This is a genomic window from Solibacillus sp. FSL W7-1324, assembly GCF_038008025.1.
Taxonomy (GTDB): Bacteria; Bacillota; Bacilli; order Bacillales_A; family Planococcaceae; genus Solibacillus.
Map to the genome: position 1 here is coordinate 3,079,832 of NZ_JBBOYH010000001.1, position 14,314 is coordinate 3,094,145.

The 14,314-nt window shown below is 40.0% G+C and carries 15 protein-coding genes; 7 read left to right on the plus strand and 8 right to left on the minus strand.

Annotation, left to right across the window (positions count from 1 at the left end; genetic code table 11):
• The first annotated feature begins 374 nt into the window (after positions 1–374).
• Complete coding sequence (locus tag MKY71_RS15385) at positions 375–1,721, plus strand: hemolysin family protein (protein ID WP_340733212.1); 1,347 nt, start codon at positions 375–377, stop codon at positions 1,719–1,721.
• A gap of 103 nt (positions 1,722–1,824) precedes the next feature.
• Here MKY71_RS15385 and MKY71_RS15390 read toward each other — a convergent pair whose 3' ends face one another.
• From MKY71_RS15390 to MKY71_RS15400, 3 genes are all read right to left on the minus strand, one after another.
• A complete protein-coding gene (locus tag MKY71_RS15390; protein WP_339173527.1) occupies positions 1,825–2,472 on the minus strand; it encodes a response regulator transcription factor in 648 nt (215 codons plus the stop codon).
• Positions 2,473–2,482: 10 nt separating this feature from the next.
• On the minus strand, positions 2,483–3,595 hold the full coding sequence (locus MKY71_RS15395) for a GAF domain-containing sensor histidine kinase (protein WP_339173530.1): 1,113 nt from the start codon (positions 3,593–3,595) through the stop codon (positions 2,483–2,485).
• A 134-nt stretch (positions 3,596–3,729) separates the two neighbouring features.
• Positions 3,730–5,271, minus strand: coding sequence for a GNAT family N-acetyltransferase (locus tag MKY71_RS15400; RefSeq protein WP_339173532.1), 1,542 nt, complete (start codon positions 5,269–5,271; stop codon positions 3,730–3,732).
• A gap of 153 nt (positions 5,272–5,424) precedes the next feature.
• On the opposite strand from MKY71_RS15400, the gene MKY71_RS15405 reads away from it, so the two are divergent.
• From MKY71_RS15405 to MKY71_RS15415, 3 genes are read left to right on the plus strand one after another with little or no spacing between them, the layout of a single operon-like run.
• Positions 5,425–5,850 (plus strand): disulfide oxidoreductase, encoded by a 426-nt coding sequence (locus tag MKY71_RS15405; RefSeq protein ID WP_339173534.1) that lies wholly within the window; start codon positions 5,425–5,427, stop codon positions 5,848–5,850.
• 1 nt (position 5,851) lies between these two features.
• Positions 5,852–6,322: a thioredoxin family protein gene (locus MKY71_RS15410; protein WP_339173537.1), complete on the plus strand. Its 471-nt coding sequence runs from the start codon at positions 5,852–5,854 to the stop codon at positions 6,320–6,322.
• Positions 6,323–6,379: 57 nt separating this feature from the next.
• On the plus strand, positions 6,380–7,213 hold the full coding sequence (locus MKY71_RS15415) for an RluA family pseudouridine synthase (protein WP_340733214.1): 834 nt from the start codon (positions 6,380–6,382) through the stop codon (positions 7,211–7,213).
• A gap of 38 nt (positions 7,214–7,251) precedes the next feature.
• Here the strand turns inward: MKY71_RS15415 and MKY71_RS15420 are convergent, their stop codons facing one another.
• Both MKY71_RS15420 and MKY71_RS15425 read right to left on the minus strand, forming a co-directional pair.
• The gene (locus tag MKY71_RS15420) at positions 7,252–7,800 is read right to left on the minus strand and encodes an acyl dehydratase (protein ID WP_339173540.1); all 549 of its coding nucleotides are present in this window, start codon (positions 7,798–7,800) and stop codon (positions 7,252–7,254) included.
• A 29-nt stretch (positions 7,801–7,829) separates the two neighbouring features.
• Positions 7,830–8,660, minus strand: a complete 831-nt coding sequence (locus tag MKY71_RS15425) for an aldo/keto reductase (protein ID WP_339173542.1) — start codon at positions 8,658–8,660, stop codon at positions 7,830–7,832.
• 187 nt (positions 8,661–8,847) lie between these two features.
• On the opposite strand from MKY71_RS15425, the gene MKY71_RS15430 reads away from it, so the two are divergent.
• The gene (locus tag MKY71_RS15430; RefSeq protein WP_340733217.1) at positions 8,848–10,461 is read left to right on the plus strand and encodes a long-chain fatty acid--CoA ligase; all 1,614 of its coding nucleotides are present in this window, start codon (positions 8,848–8,850) and stop codon (positions 10,459–10,461) included.
• Between the two features lie 48 nt (positions 10,462–10,509).
• Here MKY71_RS15430 and MKY71_RS15435 read toward each other — a convergent pair whose 3' ends face one another.
• Positions 10,510–10,671: a multidrug ABC transporter ATPase gene (locus MKY71_RS15435; protein ID WP_339196060.1), complete on the minus strand. Its 162-nt coding sequence runs from the start codon at positions 10,669–10,671 to the stop codon at positions 10,510–10,512.
• A gap of 368 nt (positions 10,672–11,039) precedes the next feature.
• On the opposite strand from MKY71_RS15435, the gene MKY71_RS15440 reads away from it, so the two are divergent.
• Together MKY71_RS15440 and MKY71_RS15445 are read left to right on the plus strand one after the other, a co-directional pair.
• Positions 11,040–11,927: a VOC family protein gene (locus MKY71_RS15440; RefSeq protein ID WP_340733220.1), complete on the plus strand. Its 888-nt coding sequence runs from the start codon at positions 11,040–11,042 to the stop codon at positions 11,925–11,927.
• 108 nt (positions 11,928–12,035) lie between these two features.
• Complete coding sequence (locus MKY71_RS15445) at positions 12,036–12,809, plus strand: sporulation protein (protein ID WP_340733222.1); 774 nt, start codon at positions 12,036–12,038, stop codon at positions 12,807–12,809.
• Between the two features lie 67 nt (positions 12,810–12,876).
• Here MKY71_RS15445 and MKY71_RS15450 read toward each other — a convergent pair whose 3' ends face one another.
• Positions 12,877–13,362, minus strand: coding sequence for a group II intron maturase-specific domain-containing protein (locus MKY71_RS15450; RefSeq protein ID WP_339171587.1), 486 nt, complete (start codon positions 13,360–13,362; stop codon positions 12,877–12,879).
• Complete coding sequence (ltrA, locus tag MKY71_RS15455; protein WP_339171590.1) at positions 13,266–14,162, minus strand: group II intron reverse transcriptase/maturase; 897 nt, start codon at positions 14,160–14,162, stop codon at positions 13,266–13,268. Before ltrA ends, MKY71_RS15450 begins: the two co-directional genes overlap by 97 nt.
• Positions 14,163–14,314 lie beyond the last annotated feature (152 nt).

Below are 14,314 nucleotides of genomic sequence, written 5' to 3' on the forward strand. Positions count from 1 at the left end.
AATGGGAGCAGTCGAATTTTCGATGCTCCCATTTTTATGCGCGTTCGAGTTAATCATAATTTAATAGCTGGCTGCAGGAAATTATAGTTGCTGGCGTTTGCTAATTTATCTGCCTACTAAATTATCATTATCTACCATTTTACATTAGCATAAATCTATCGAAATTTCAATTTTCTATCAATTTATCCACATATGGTAAATGATTCTTCTTACTAATTATAAATTACAAATTCCCCTCCAAATTTTTTCCTCAATTTTCAAATTCAGAAATTGTTTTTTTTACTTAAATATTTTATGATTGTAGTATTAAATTTTTTTTAGGAGGTGTACTCTTTATTTGCCACGCTCATTTGCGCCGCGAATAGAGAATATAGTTGGACGTAGACATAGGAATCGAACTAACCATTAGGTTGATAGCATTTGCTATCTTAATTGCCGCTACGGCATTTTTTGTTGCAACTGAGTTTGCAATAGTTAAAGTAAGAACGACAAAAATTGATCAGCTCGTTGCAGAAGGAAATAAATCTGCGATGCGGGCAAAAAAGGTAATTTCAAACCTTGATGAGTATTTATCTGCTTGTCAGCTCGGAATTACGATTACGGCATTAGGACTCGGATGGCTCGGAGAACCGACTTTCGAAATAATTCTTCATCCAGTATTTGAGTTCTTTAACTTAAGTGGTAATCTCACAACTGTTCTTTCATTTATTGTTGCCTTCTCACTCGTAACATTTATCCACGTTGTCGTAGGGGAATTAGCTCCAAAAACTCTCGCTATTCAAAAAGCAGAAGCCGTAACATTAAAGCTTTCCGGATTTTTAATTCTGTTCCATAACATTATGTATCCTTTCATCCGTGCCTTAAATGGTTCGGCACGTGCATTATCTGGGGCATTTGGCTTGAAAATGGTTTCTGAAACAGAAGAAGCGCACTCTGAAGAAGAGCTTCGCATGATTTTATCAGACAGCTTCAAAGGTGGGGAAATTAACCACTCTGAATACGAATATGTTAATAGTATTTTTGAGTTTTCTGATCGAATAGCGAAGGAGATAATGGTACCTCGAACTGAAATTATCAGTATTGAAAGAGGTCAAACGATTCGCGAAGTATTTGAAGTAATGGGCATTGAACAATATACACGTTACCCTGTTACTGATGGAGACAAAGACCATGTCATTGGTCTTGTTAACATGAAGCATTTATTAACAGCCTATATTAAAGATGCTGCAAATGGCGATAAGCTTGTTGATGAATATATGCAACCGGTTATTCGAGTAATTGAAACAATTCCTATTAGTGATTTATTATTAAAAATTCAAAACGAACGTATTCATATGGCCATTTTAATGGATGAATACGGTGGTACTTCCGGTTTAGTAACAATTGAAGATATTATCGAGGAAATTATCGGTGATATTCAAGACGAATTCGATGAAGATGAAATCCCTGAAATTCAGGAAATCGCTGAAGACCACTATATCTTTGACGCTAAAATGTTATTGCAGGAAATGAATGATATTTTAGGTACAACGTTTGAAGATGAAGATATCGATACAATCGGTGGCTGGTTCATGACACAACGCTTTGATGTTCAAGAAGGCGATATCATCGAAGCGGAAGGCCACAGGTTCAAAGTAACTGAACTCGATGGTCACCACATTTTGTATATTGAAGTAACAAAACTTCCACCGTCTGAAACGACAGACGAGGAAATTCTATAATCCATACAAAAACCTCACTTTTTTTCCTTCAACGGAGAAAAAGTGAGGTTTTTAATTTACCGGATGAAATGACCTGGTTCAACAGAAACAGTTTCATCCTCATTTAGCTTTCATTCGATTCGGTTAAATTATGTTTTACTGCATATAAAGCTGCCTGCGTACGATCCTGTACATGAAGCTTCGCAAAAATATTCGATATATGCGTTTTAACCGTTTTTTCTGTTACATATAGTGAAGACGCGATTTCCCTGTTACTTTTGCCCTTTGTCAGTTCTGCCAATACGTCCTGTTCTCTCGGTGTCAGCGGATTTAAAATATGGGGCTTGTTTTCATCTTCACGCAGCCCTTCTTCTAATTGCGTAGTCGCTTCCGGATGGATTGTATTTTCGCCGCGCATAATCTGACGGATTGATTCGACCAAATCATCCGGTTCAATATCTTTTAACTGATAGCCTGAAGCCCCGGCATCCATTGCCGGCAGCACATGGTCTTTATCCGAAAAACTTGTCAGCATCAGGATTTTAATATCCGGCCAGCTGTTTTTTATTTTCTTTGTTGCCTGAATACCATCCATCTCAGGCATGACGAGGTCCATTAAAACAATATCCGGAGAAAGTTGTTCAACAAGCTCTACTGCTTCTAATCCGTTTTTCGCTTCTCCTACAACTTCAATATCCTTTTGAGTTTTTAAAAAGAATAACAAGCCTCGTCTTACTACATGATGGTCATCTGCTATTAGTACCCGTATCATCAAATCCCCCCTAGTATGGTAAACGGACAAGCAATTCTGTCCCTTTTCCAATTTCACTTACCCAATCTGCCGTTCCTCCAACAGAATGCGCTCTGTCGATAATCGATTGCATGCCGATTGACGGTATACGGCGATGTGCCTCCACATTAAAGCCATGGCCTGAATCATTAACAACAAGTAATACATCGGTAGGAGTCACGTTGATATATATTTCCACACTCTTTACACCCGCATGTTTTCGTACATTGTTCAATGCTTCCTGAGTAATTCGGAAAAGCGTTTCCTCTATTCTGGAAGGAAATTGAATAACACCGGTAACATTGACCGTTAATTTAAGGCTCAGCATTTCTGCATACACTTTAATCGCTTCAATGAGTCCGCTTTCCAAACCTTTCGGACGGAGCTGCCAAATGAGTGCACGCATTTCCGTCAAAGCCTCCTGTGTAAGCTGCTGAATATCCTTAAATGTTTCTTTAATGTCCTGCTCGTTGCTCATCTCTACTCCAGCACGGGCCGTCAGTGTCACTGAAAAAAGCAGCTGATTGACAGAATCATGTAAATCACGTGCTAAACGGTTACGTTCTTGAACAAGCGCGATTTCCTGCTGTTCATTCGTTAAGTAAATACGTTTAATCGCAGAACCCATCTGAAAAGCAACCGATTCAAGTAAATCCAGCTCTTCATCGGAAAAGCGTACCGTATTTCTGGAAGCAACATTCAGCAAGCCGAAGCGCTCCTGCCCCGACTGCAACGGTACTGTCGCATGGTGGGTAATTTCGTTATGGTCGCCTACATTTGCGGCGATGGCACTTTCTATGCGCTGGCATTCAATAATATTCGAAGCTTTTTTTAATTCTTCATTGCGGAAACGGGATACACACCAGCAACCGCCCTTCTTTAAATAGTGGCAATTGTTATGGCTCAGCGCATCCGGCAAATCCTGTTTCACGACAAGCTCCGATTTCCCTTTTTCATCGATAAAGAAAATCCAGCCTGTCTCAAATTTCGTACCGCTTAAAAATTTGGACAGTGCCCCATTCAGCATCGGAATCATTTCTGTTTCCTCATTTAACAGCTCCGCAATTTCTTTTAATATGGCAATATTAGATTGGTCTTTTGTCATACTGACTCTTCCTTTGCAACTTCACTTTTCTCTATCATACCATTTCAATTAAATAGAGCGCACCGCTATCCCTCTCATACTTTTGAATGAAAAAAATCCTGCTATTTTTTACAATAGCAGAATTTCGGTGTAAATTATTTTAAATATTCCACGCGGTATACGTCATGGCGTCTGTCTTTAAGATGCTTTACGGTACCGTCTTGGCGTTGTCTTCTCAATATTTCAAGATCGACATCCCCAATCAATACCATCTCCAGGTTCGGGCTCGTTTCTCCTACGATGCCATCCCTTGCAAACTCAAAATCGCTTGGTGCGAAGATGCCTGATTGCGCATACTGGATATCCATGTTTTCCGTTTCAGGCAAGTTTCCGACTGTTCCGGAAATGACCGTATAAATCTGGTTTTCAACCGCACGTGCCTGTGCACAATAGCGCACGCGTAAATAGCCTTGGCGGTCTTCTGTACAAAACGGTGTGAAAATAATATTCGCTCCCATATCTGTCGCAATGCGTGCAAGTTCAGGAAACTCGATATCATAACAAATCTGAATGGCAATCTTGCCGCAGTCCGTATCGAACACGCGGACTTTATCCCCGTTACTGATGCCCCACCATAAACGTTCGTTTGGTGTAATGTGAATTTTATATTGTTTTTCAATCGTCCCGTCACGTCTGAATAAGTAAGCGATATTGTAGATTTCCTCGTCTTCTTCCTCAACAAAATGCGAACCGCCGATAATGTTGACATTGTAGCGGACAGCCAGACTCGTAAACAGTTCGATATATTCTGGTGTATATTTCGTTAATTTACGAACAGCCTGTGACGGTGATTTCTCATTTAGGAAACTCATCAGCTGGGTCGTGAAAATTTCCGGAAAGACAACAAAATCCGATCCTGCATCAGATCCGACATCCACAAAGTATTCACACTGCTTCGCAAAATCCTCGAAGGAATCGATTGCACGCATCATATATTGCACAACACAAATACGCACTGGATAGCTCGTCTTGAAGTGACGCTTTGTCAGCGGTCGATAATCCACGTTGTTCCATTCCATTAATGTCGCATATTTGCCTGAAGCTGTATCATCCGGTAAATAGTTTGGATTAATACGCATTAAAATAAAGCCGTTCATCATTTGGAATGTCAGCACCGGGTCATATATTTTATGGCGACTTACCGCATCTACATAATCACGTGGACTCATCTCATCCGAATGGACATGATAGTTTGGAATACGGCCGCCAATAATGATCGATTTCAGATTAAGTGTTCGTGCCAAATCTTTTCGCGCTTCATATAGCCTTTGACCGACTTTCATACGACGATAAGCCGGGTGCACCATTACTTCAATTCCGTACAGATTATAACCATCCGGATTATGGTTAGTAATAAAGCCGTTGTCGGTAATATCGTTCCATGTATGGCGGTCATCGTATTCATCGAAGTTTATGCGCAGGCTTGAGCAGGAACCAATTACTTTTCCATCAAGCTCCGCTACCATTTGTCCTTCTGGAAAAATGGATAAATGGCTGTATAGATGCGCTCGTTCCCAAGGCTCCATCCCCGGAAAACATATACGCTGAATTTCTAATATTGAGTCAATATCCTCTATTGTCATATTTCGGATAATCATTGGTTTTTCAAATTTGGACATATCTAATGAATCTGTCATACTTAACTCCCCCTCCGTATTTAACTTTCCTTTTAATAGCCTTTAATAAACGTAGTAATTTACTTTTTCTCGAATTCAAACTATAATCAATGAGAATAAATAGGAAAAACTTCTTTAGTATAGAAGTTAAATTTTGAATATCGAGGTAGCACTATGTCCAAAAAACTTGAAAATGCCTTGCTCATTATTTGGGTTGTATCGTTGACAGCAATGCTCGGATCATTGTATTTTTCTGAAGTACGAAATTACGAACCATGTACATTATGCTGGTATCAGCGCATTATTATGTACCCTATCGTGCTGATTTCAACGATTGCCTACATCCAGAAAAATGCGAAAATTGCATTAACAACAGCCGTATTCTCTACAATTGGAGCGGCAACATCTCTTTATCATTATAGCCTGCAGAAGCTAGTTTTTATGCAGGATGCAGCACCTGCCTGTGGTCGTGTAGCATGTACCGGTCAGTATATTAACTGGCTAGGGTTCATTACGATTCCATTTTTGGCACTTACTGCTTTTGTTATTATAGCAGCAGTTAGTTTTTATATGTTAAAGGTTTTAAAGGGGGAGAAATAATTTGAAGAAGTTAGCGATTGTCGGTGCAATTATTGTCGTATTATTCGCAGCAATTATTGTACTTACAAACATGAAAAACAGTGCAAAACTAGAAAACAATCCATACGGTACTGACAACTTAAAACAATCAACGATCGACTTATTGGACAATGAAAACTATCAAAATATCATCTTACCGGATGCATTGGCAGAGAAAATCGAGTCAGGTGACGGCGTTGTCGGCTATTTCTTTAGTCCGGAATGTTCTCACTGCCAAAACTACACTCCAAAACTTATGCCGATTGCCGATGAACTGGATGTTCAAGTGGATCAATTAAACATTCTTGAGTTTACGGATGAGTGGACTACTTATAATATTCAAGCAACACCAACACTTATCTATTTTGAAAACGGTGAGGAAGTTGCCCGTTTAGAAGGTGACGCACCAGATGAAACAACGCGCCAATTCTTTAACGATGTTGTGTTAAAATAAGATTATATTCAAAATCGTGTTCTTTACGAGCACGATTTTTCATTTGGAGGAAAATTAATGTTCACATATATCATTCACGAAAACGGTCAAACCGTTGAAGACCTGCTGCGCGATAAGTGGCGCTTAGGCAAAAAGCTTGTTCATGAATTGCGTATGTCTAAAGCAGTCACAATCGACGGGGAGCCAATTATGTGGAAAGAGCCATTTGATAAAGGGACGAAAATCGAATTTGCATTTGATATTCCTTCTTCAAATTATATTCCCACAGACAGCTGTGATGTAAACATCCGCTATGAAGACGAACACTGCCTAATTGTTTCAAAGCCTAAAGGTATGGCAACACATCCAAACGAACCAACAGACCGTGACACATGCATGAATCATGTAATGCGTCATATTGTGGACAACGGCGGGCATTATGCAGAACATGTACACCGTTTGGATCAAGGGACAAACGGGTTGCTGCTTGTTGCAAAGCATCCGATTGCAAAGTCTATTTTTGACCGTATGATCGAGGAAAAAACAATCGTTCGTACGTATGCAGCTGAAGTTCAGGGCAATCTTCGTACGGACAGCGGTACGATCAATGCTGCCATCGGTAAAGACCGTCATCACAATACGCGCCGTGTCGTATCACCTACTGGCCAGCATGCCGTGACACATTATGAAGTAGTGAATCGCTATAAAGGCACATGTGTTGTCCATGTTGTTCTGGAGACAGGACGTACACACCAAATTCGCGTGCATATGGCGCACTTAGGCCACCCGATTGTAGGCGATACAATGTACGGTGCTCGTGAAACTGCATCCGGCGATTATGCATTGCACGCCATTCAGCTAGCATTTATGCACCCGTTTTTAGACGAGCAGATCATCGTTAAAGATAACTAAAAAAGAGGCGTCCGTAACTAGACTACGGACGCCCTTTCTTATCTTTTTTCACGCTCGATATAAGTTACTTCATTCGCTCTCGAAAGCTGATAAATTAAACTTCTACCGGTTGAGTGCAATTCTTTTTCTTTAACGACAAACTGATCCCCTGTTTTTGTCGTAAACGTGATATCTCCCTTGTTACTGCCTACAACATATTCATAAACAACTTCGTCGAGTTCTTCCCACCGATATTGGTGTTCCTCAAATAAATAGTGTCGTTCCAATTCTTCCTGACTGATCAATATATAATTTTGAGTCGATAAATAACCGAGGCCAATACTCAATATAAAAAGTAATAGACCGATCAAATAAACTTTCATATTACGCTTATACGCTAAAAGCCAAAACATCACAATCAAAACAAAACCTGTTATAAGTACAAGTCTAAAATTAAGCGGGTTTGGTATGAATGTTACGGACGAATTATTGTACAGGAAAAATTCATTCTGAAAAATCGGATGGAAAATCATAATTAAAGGTGCGACAACTACAACCGTCACTGCCGACATTGAGAAAAACAAACTCGGTGAAAAATTTTTAAACACAGTTTCACTCCCCCTAAGTTAAAACGATGTTAGAAATCAAAATTAAAATTATCCGGATCTTTACCAAATCGTTCATTACGATTCAATGCATTTAACTGCTGCATTGTTTCAGTTGTTAATTCGAAATGATAGAGCTCACTATTTTCTTTGATGCGTGAAGCTGTTACTGACTTCGGAATGATGATGACATCGTTTTGTAAATGCCAACGTAAGATGATTTGAGCCGGTGATACATTATATTCATTTGCAATACGAATAATCGTTTCGTCATTTAAAACATTTCCACGGCCTAGCGGTGACCACGCTGTTACTGCAATCTGCTGCTGTTCACAAAATGCGCGCAGCGGTTCTTGGGACAAATACGGATGCGCTTCAATCTGGTTCACCATTGGGGCGATATTGCGAGTTGCCATAATTTCTTTTAGATGATGTTCATGATGGTTGGATACTCCAGGTACACGGATCAGCTTCTCATCATATAAGCGCTCAATTGCACGGTACGTATCTACAAATTTATCTTCGACCGGCCAATGTGTTAAATAAAGATCCACATAATCCATATCAAGTTTTTTCAGTGATGTTTCAAAGGCGCGCAATGTATTGTCATACCCTTGGTCGCTATTCCAAACTTTTGTTGTAACAAAGATATCCTCGCGCGGTACAGAAGAATGGCGAATGGCTTCCCCTACTTCTTCTTCATTGTAATAAAGCGCAGCTGTATCAATTGCACGATAACCTAAATCAAGTGCTGTTTCAATCGCCTGAAGGGTTTCATCACGGTTCGTCATTTTATAAACCCCTAAACCTAAATAAGGCATTTCTACGCCATTTGTTAACTTTTTTGTTGATTGTAAATTCATATTGTTCACCTCTCACATTTGATTGTGTTTATTATAACATTCTAATTATTTGCCGTTTAATAATTGCTATTATTTGTAAACACATTATATTTTTTAAACTTATTGTCTAGCATATTACTATTTACAGAATAATTTTCCGGTTTCAGGAGTATATATTAGTATATTCTCGTTGAGGAGCTGAAAAACTATGATGGATACACAACTAGTTTTGACTGGATTTTTAAAGCGTGCACAACGGTACTTCCCGAACAAGCAAATTATCTCTCGCACAAGCCCCACTAAAACACATCGCATCACATTCAATGACTATGTAAAAAGAACGCACCGATTGGCAGATGCCCTGACAAAGCTCGGAATGAAGCGTGGTACAAAGGTCGGCACATTTGCCTGGAATCATCACCGTCATCTGGAAGCGTATTTTGCGATTCCATGCAGCGGTGCAATTTTACACACGATTAATATCCGCCTTGCCCCTGAACATATTGTTTATATTATCAATCATGCCGAAGATGAAATTTTATTGATTGATAGCGATTTATTCCCGTTAGTCGAGCCGGCACTTGGCCACTTGAAAACGGTTAAGCATATTATCGTTATGGGCGATGAACTAAGTGCTCCACAATCTAGTTTCCCGAATGTGTACAGCTACGAACAGCTGCTTCAGGAAGCGGATGAAAATTTCGAGTTCCCGACAGATCTGGATGAAAACCTGCCAGCTGGAATGTGCTACACTTCTGCAACGACAGGGATGCCAAAGGGTGTCGTCTATACACACCGAAGCATTGTACTTCACAGCCTGGCACTTGGTCTTGCAGAATCTTTTGCAATTAAAGAAAGCGACACTGCCCTTCCTGTTGTGCCGATGTTCCATGCAAATGCTTGGGGCTTCCCGTTTGCCGCATTGAATTTCGGCTCTAGTATCGTATTACCAGGACCAATGATGACACCAAGTTTAATACTGGATTTGGTTGAACAAGAAAAGGTAACAATTACAGCAGGTGTTCCAACTATTTGGCTTGGCGCACTCGTTGAGCAGGAAAAAAATCCCCGTGACCTTTCTTCTGTCCGTTTAATTATTTCAGGCGGGTCTGCATCACCGAAAGGATTAATTCAGGCTTACAACGAAAAACTTGGTGTTCCGTACATCAACGCCTACGGTATGACGGAAACATCACCGCTTGTAAGTATGTCGCATCTAACAAGCGATATGAACGACTATACAGATGATGAACAGTTGAATATCCGTGTTTCTCAAGGTTTAACGGTTTCACTAATTGAAACAGAAGTTGTTAATGAAAATGGCCCGGTTCCATGGGATGGAAAAACAATGGGTGAACTGCGTGTCCGCGGTCCATGGATTGCCTCTGAATACTATAATGATGAACGGACGAATGAAGCATTCCGTGACGGCTGGCTTTATACAGGTGATATTGCGGTCTATACAAAAGAAGGCTATATCAAACTTACCGATCGAACGAAGGACCTTATCAAATCAGGTGGAGAATGGATTTCATCTGTTGATCTGGAAAATGCCCTCATGTCACATCCGGCTGTTTTCGAGGCAGCCGTAATTGCGGTTCCGCATCCGAAGTGGCAGGAGCGTCCATTGGCATGTGTCGTTTTAAAAGAAGGTGCAACGGCGACTAAAGAAGAGCTTATTGAGTCAATCGAACTGGACTTTGCAAAATGGTGGCTTCCGGACGATGTCGTATTTTTAAATGAAATCCCAAAAACTTCCGTCGGCAAATTTTTAAAAGCAACCCTGCGAGAACAATTAAAAGACTATAAGGTTCAGATTTAATGAAAGAAAATGTGCACTGAAACGCAAATTTCAGTGCACATTTATTTATTAATCTTCTTCCTCTTCATCATCAAACTGCTGCGGATCTGAAATGCGTTCCGCTTCTTCCAGTTGTCCGCCGTCTCTTAAGTTCTCCATTTGCTTTCCGAGAATTTTCAGCTCATCCATAGTATTCGCCATGTTCCCGTTAACGATTTCTTCTCTTTTCATAACAATCCCTCCAAATTAATTTAGTATTATTTTTTTCCAATTTTGACTGATTTCTGTCATAAATAAAGTATTCATTCAAATAATTTATGCTATACTGAAAACAGAGATAATTAAAACATGAGGAGGATACTTCCATGAAATTACTTTTAATTCTTGGTGTCAGCATATCATTTTTGGTAGCTATTTTCACAGCTGGCTATGATAGCAAACCATTCCCAAAAGAAAGATAATTCCACTAGCTTTCCAGTAAAGGACAATCGTCAAGTAGCGATTGTCTTTTTCATTTGACTTTTATTATTCTATATTTTATATTAGTTACATAAAGTAAGTTGATTATAAAAAATAACCATTAAGGGAGTTCACATATTATGGCTACACATTTTCATAAAAAACCTAACCTCTACCCAGCTCATGTTCAATTAAAGGTTTCTAACTTAGTACGTTCGATTGAATACTATACAACGATTATCGGCTTTAAAGTATTACAGCAAACAGAAAAGGAAGCATACTTAACAGCAGACGGACAAACAAGCTTAGTATCACTAGTCGAAGTACAAAATGCTCAGCCGCTTAAACAAGGCTTTGCAGGTTTATACCACTTAGCATTACTATTACCCTCTCGCAAGGACTTAGGAAACATCGTACAGCATTTTGTTAACATGAATATTCGTCTCGGTGCGGCAGACCATGATGTTTCAGAAGCACTTTACTTGAACGATCCGGATGGAAATGGAATCGAAATTTATATCGACCGTCATGAATCCGAATGGACTTGGAATCAGGATGAACAAGTGCATATGGTGACAGAACAGCTGAATTTCCAGCCGATTTTAGCAGCTGCAGACGGCAACTGGAACGGTTTGCCTGCTGACACTGTTATGGGGCATGTCCACTTATCCGTAGTAAATCTGGACAAATCGGAGCAGTTTTATACAAATGTATTGGATTATAATGTTGTGACTCGTTACGGTGCACAGGCATTGTTCGTATCAACAGGGAAATACCATCACCATTTCGGATTAAACACTTGGAACAGCAATAACGGTCATGCTCCAACCAATGATATGGTCGGCTTAAAATCCTTTACAGTCGTGTTAAAGGGTGCAGAGTATGCTGAAGAAGTAAAACAAAGCCTGACAAATAACGGCTTCATCGTTGAAAACTTTGCAGAAGCGCCAGCACATGGTGGTACTCAGTTATTCTCAACAGTCGATCCAAACGGTTTACGCATCGTGTTTACATTAGATGGTGAATAATCAGCAGAAACCTAAAGCAAGAGCCCGAAAACTTTTCGGGCTCTTTTTTGAAACTTTCTTTTTTATCCTACGTATACATAGATAATTACAATTAACGGAGGAATTCATTTGTCATTATTTAATAAGGTTTTAGCAAGTGTCGGGATAGGAGCTGCAAAAGTTGATACAAAATTGCACAAGTCAACTTATACATTAAATGAAAATATTTCAGGTGTTGTCGAAATCATCGGGGGCAGCACAAACCAGCAAATTGACGCAATCTATCTAACACTCCATACAAACTTTATCCGCGAAATCGATGATAAAAAGGTTAAAGATAAAGCGGTGCTGCACAAATACAAATTAAATGAGCCATTTACAATTCAGCCAAACGAAAAACATCAAATCCCATTTTCATTCGCACTGCCCCCTGTTGTTCCGGTAACGACAGGCAACTCGCGTGTATGGATACAAACGGGCTTAGATATTAAAAATGCGGTAGATCCTACAGATAAGGACTTTATCGAGATTAAGCCGACTCGTCTGGCGAATGGTGTTTTAACAGCCATTCAAAATATGGGCTTCCGGTTGCGTAAAGTGGATAATGAGCAAGCCCCTTCTTATTTGCGCCGTCAAACACCGATTGTTCAGGAATTTGAATTTACACCGACAAACAACACATATCGCCGGTATCTAGACGAACTTGAAGTTATCTTTTTACAGCAAACACCAAACTCAGCTGAAATTTTATTGCAGGTGGACCGCCGTGCGCGCGGACTTGGAGGTTTATTATCCGAAGCATTCGATATGGATGAAAGCTTCATCCGCCTCACATTATCCGAACACGACAATATCCAGGCAAAGCTTGAACAAGTGATTAAGTCGAAGATGAAAATCGAGTAGGAGGCTAGCCATTAATTGGCTAGCCGACCTCTCACACCACCGTACGTACGGTTCCGTATACGGCGGTTCAATCTTTTGAGTATCTTTGCTCGTAAAATTGGGACAGGTCTTTCAGTCCCCATTTTACGAGCCTTTTATTTGGAATGGCTTGGTGTAGAACCTCGCTTCGTGATATTCGCCAGTACCCTTTTCTTGAATGCGCCGTTTTCATCGCTTCATCATGTTGGATTCCGTATTGGCGTAATTTCACATATTTAGTTCGTGGTAGCTTCCACCGTTTCCATATTAATTGACGTAAGCGATGGTTTAACCATCCCTGTAATTCTTGGATGAAAGTTTTCATGTTGGAAACTCCGTAGTAATTAATCCAACCAACCGTTGTTTGATTGATTCTTTTCACAATCTCACTAAATGTCCCTGTTCGTTTACGACTCGTCAGTATTCTTAGCTTATCTTTTAGTCGTTTCTTGGCGGACTTGATTGGTCGGTATCCCACTTTCCCGACAGATTTTGTAGATGAAACCCTAAGAATGTAGCTGCTGTTGCGCCACATACTTTACTTTTCTGCTCATTGATTGTGAGACCCAGTTCATCTTCGATAAAATTCTTGACACTGGTCATGACGCGTTCACCTGCTCTTGGTGACTTTACATAAATCACAAAATCATCCGCATAGCGAATGAATCGGTGTCCTCGTTTTTCTAACTCTCTATCTAGCTTGTTTAAATACACGTTTGCTAGAATTGGAGAGAGTGGACCCCCTTGGGGTGTACCTTCTGTCGTTTCAATGAGGATGTCCTTGTCCAATATGCCTGAGCGTAAGAATTTCCATATTAGCTTAAGTACTATTTTATCTGTTATGAATTCTTCCAAATAAGCTCGTAGTCGCTGGTGATGAATCGTATCGAAGTAACTTTTCAAGTCACAATCGACCACTGTTCGATAACCTTCCTCGTAATATTTCTTAGCGAGGGCAATTGCCTGGTGTTGGTTTCGACCTTTTCGGAAGCCAAAACTTTTGTCTGAAAAGTGTGGATCAATTATTGGTTGGATGACTTGTAGAATGGCTTGTTGAACAACTCTGTCCAATACACATGGTATACCTAGATATCGTTTGGAGCCATTCGCTTTTGGGATAGCTACTCGTTTCACTGGTTGAGGTTGGTAGGAACCATCTTTTAATTTCCTTTTCAATGGTTCCTCGTATTTTATTAAATGCGCCTTCAGTCCATCAACCGTGATACCGTCGATTCCAGGTGCTCCTCCATTTCCTTTTACTTTCTTATATGCATTCCATAGGTTTCTATGGGACGCAATTCTGTCAATTAAATTGATACTTTCTTGTTTCTTCATTTCCATGTTTACATCCCTACACGCTCTTATATACTCTTTCGCTTCCAGCTTATCCCTCTATAAGTAGCCATCTATTCGGTCTATACCTTGATGTTTTCTGTGTTTTGGCGGGATGTCTCCACCTCCTTGTTTCTTTCAAGATTTAAAAGATT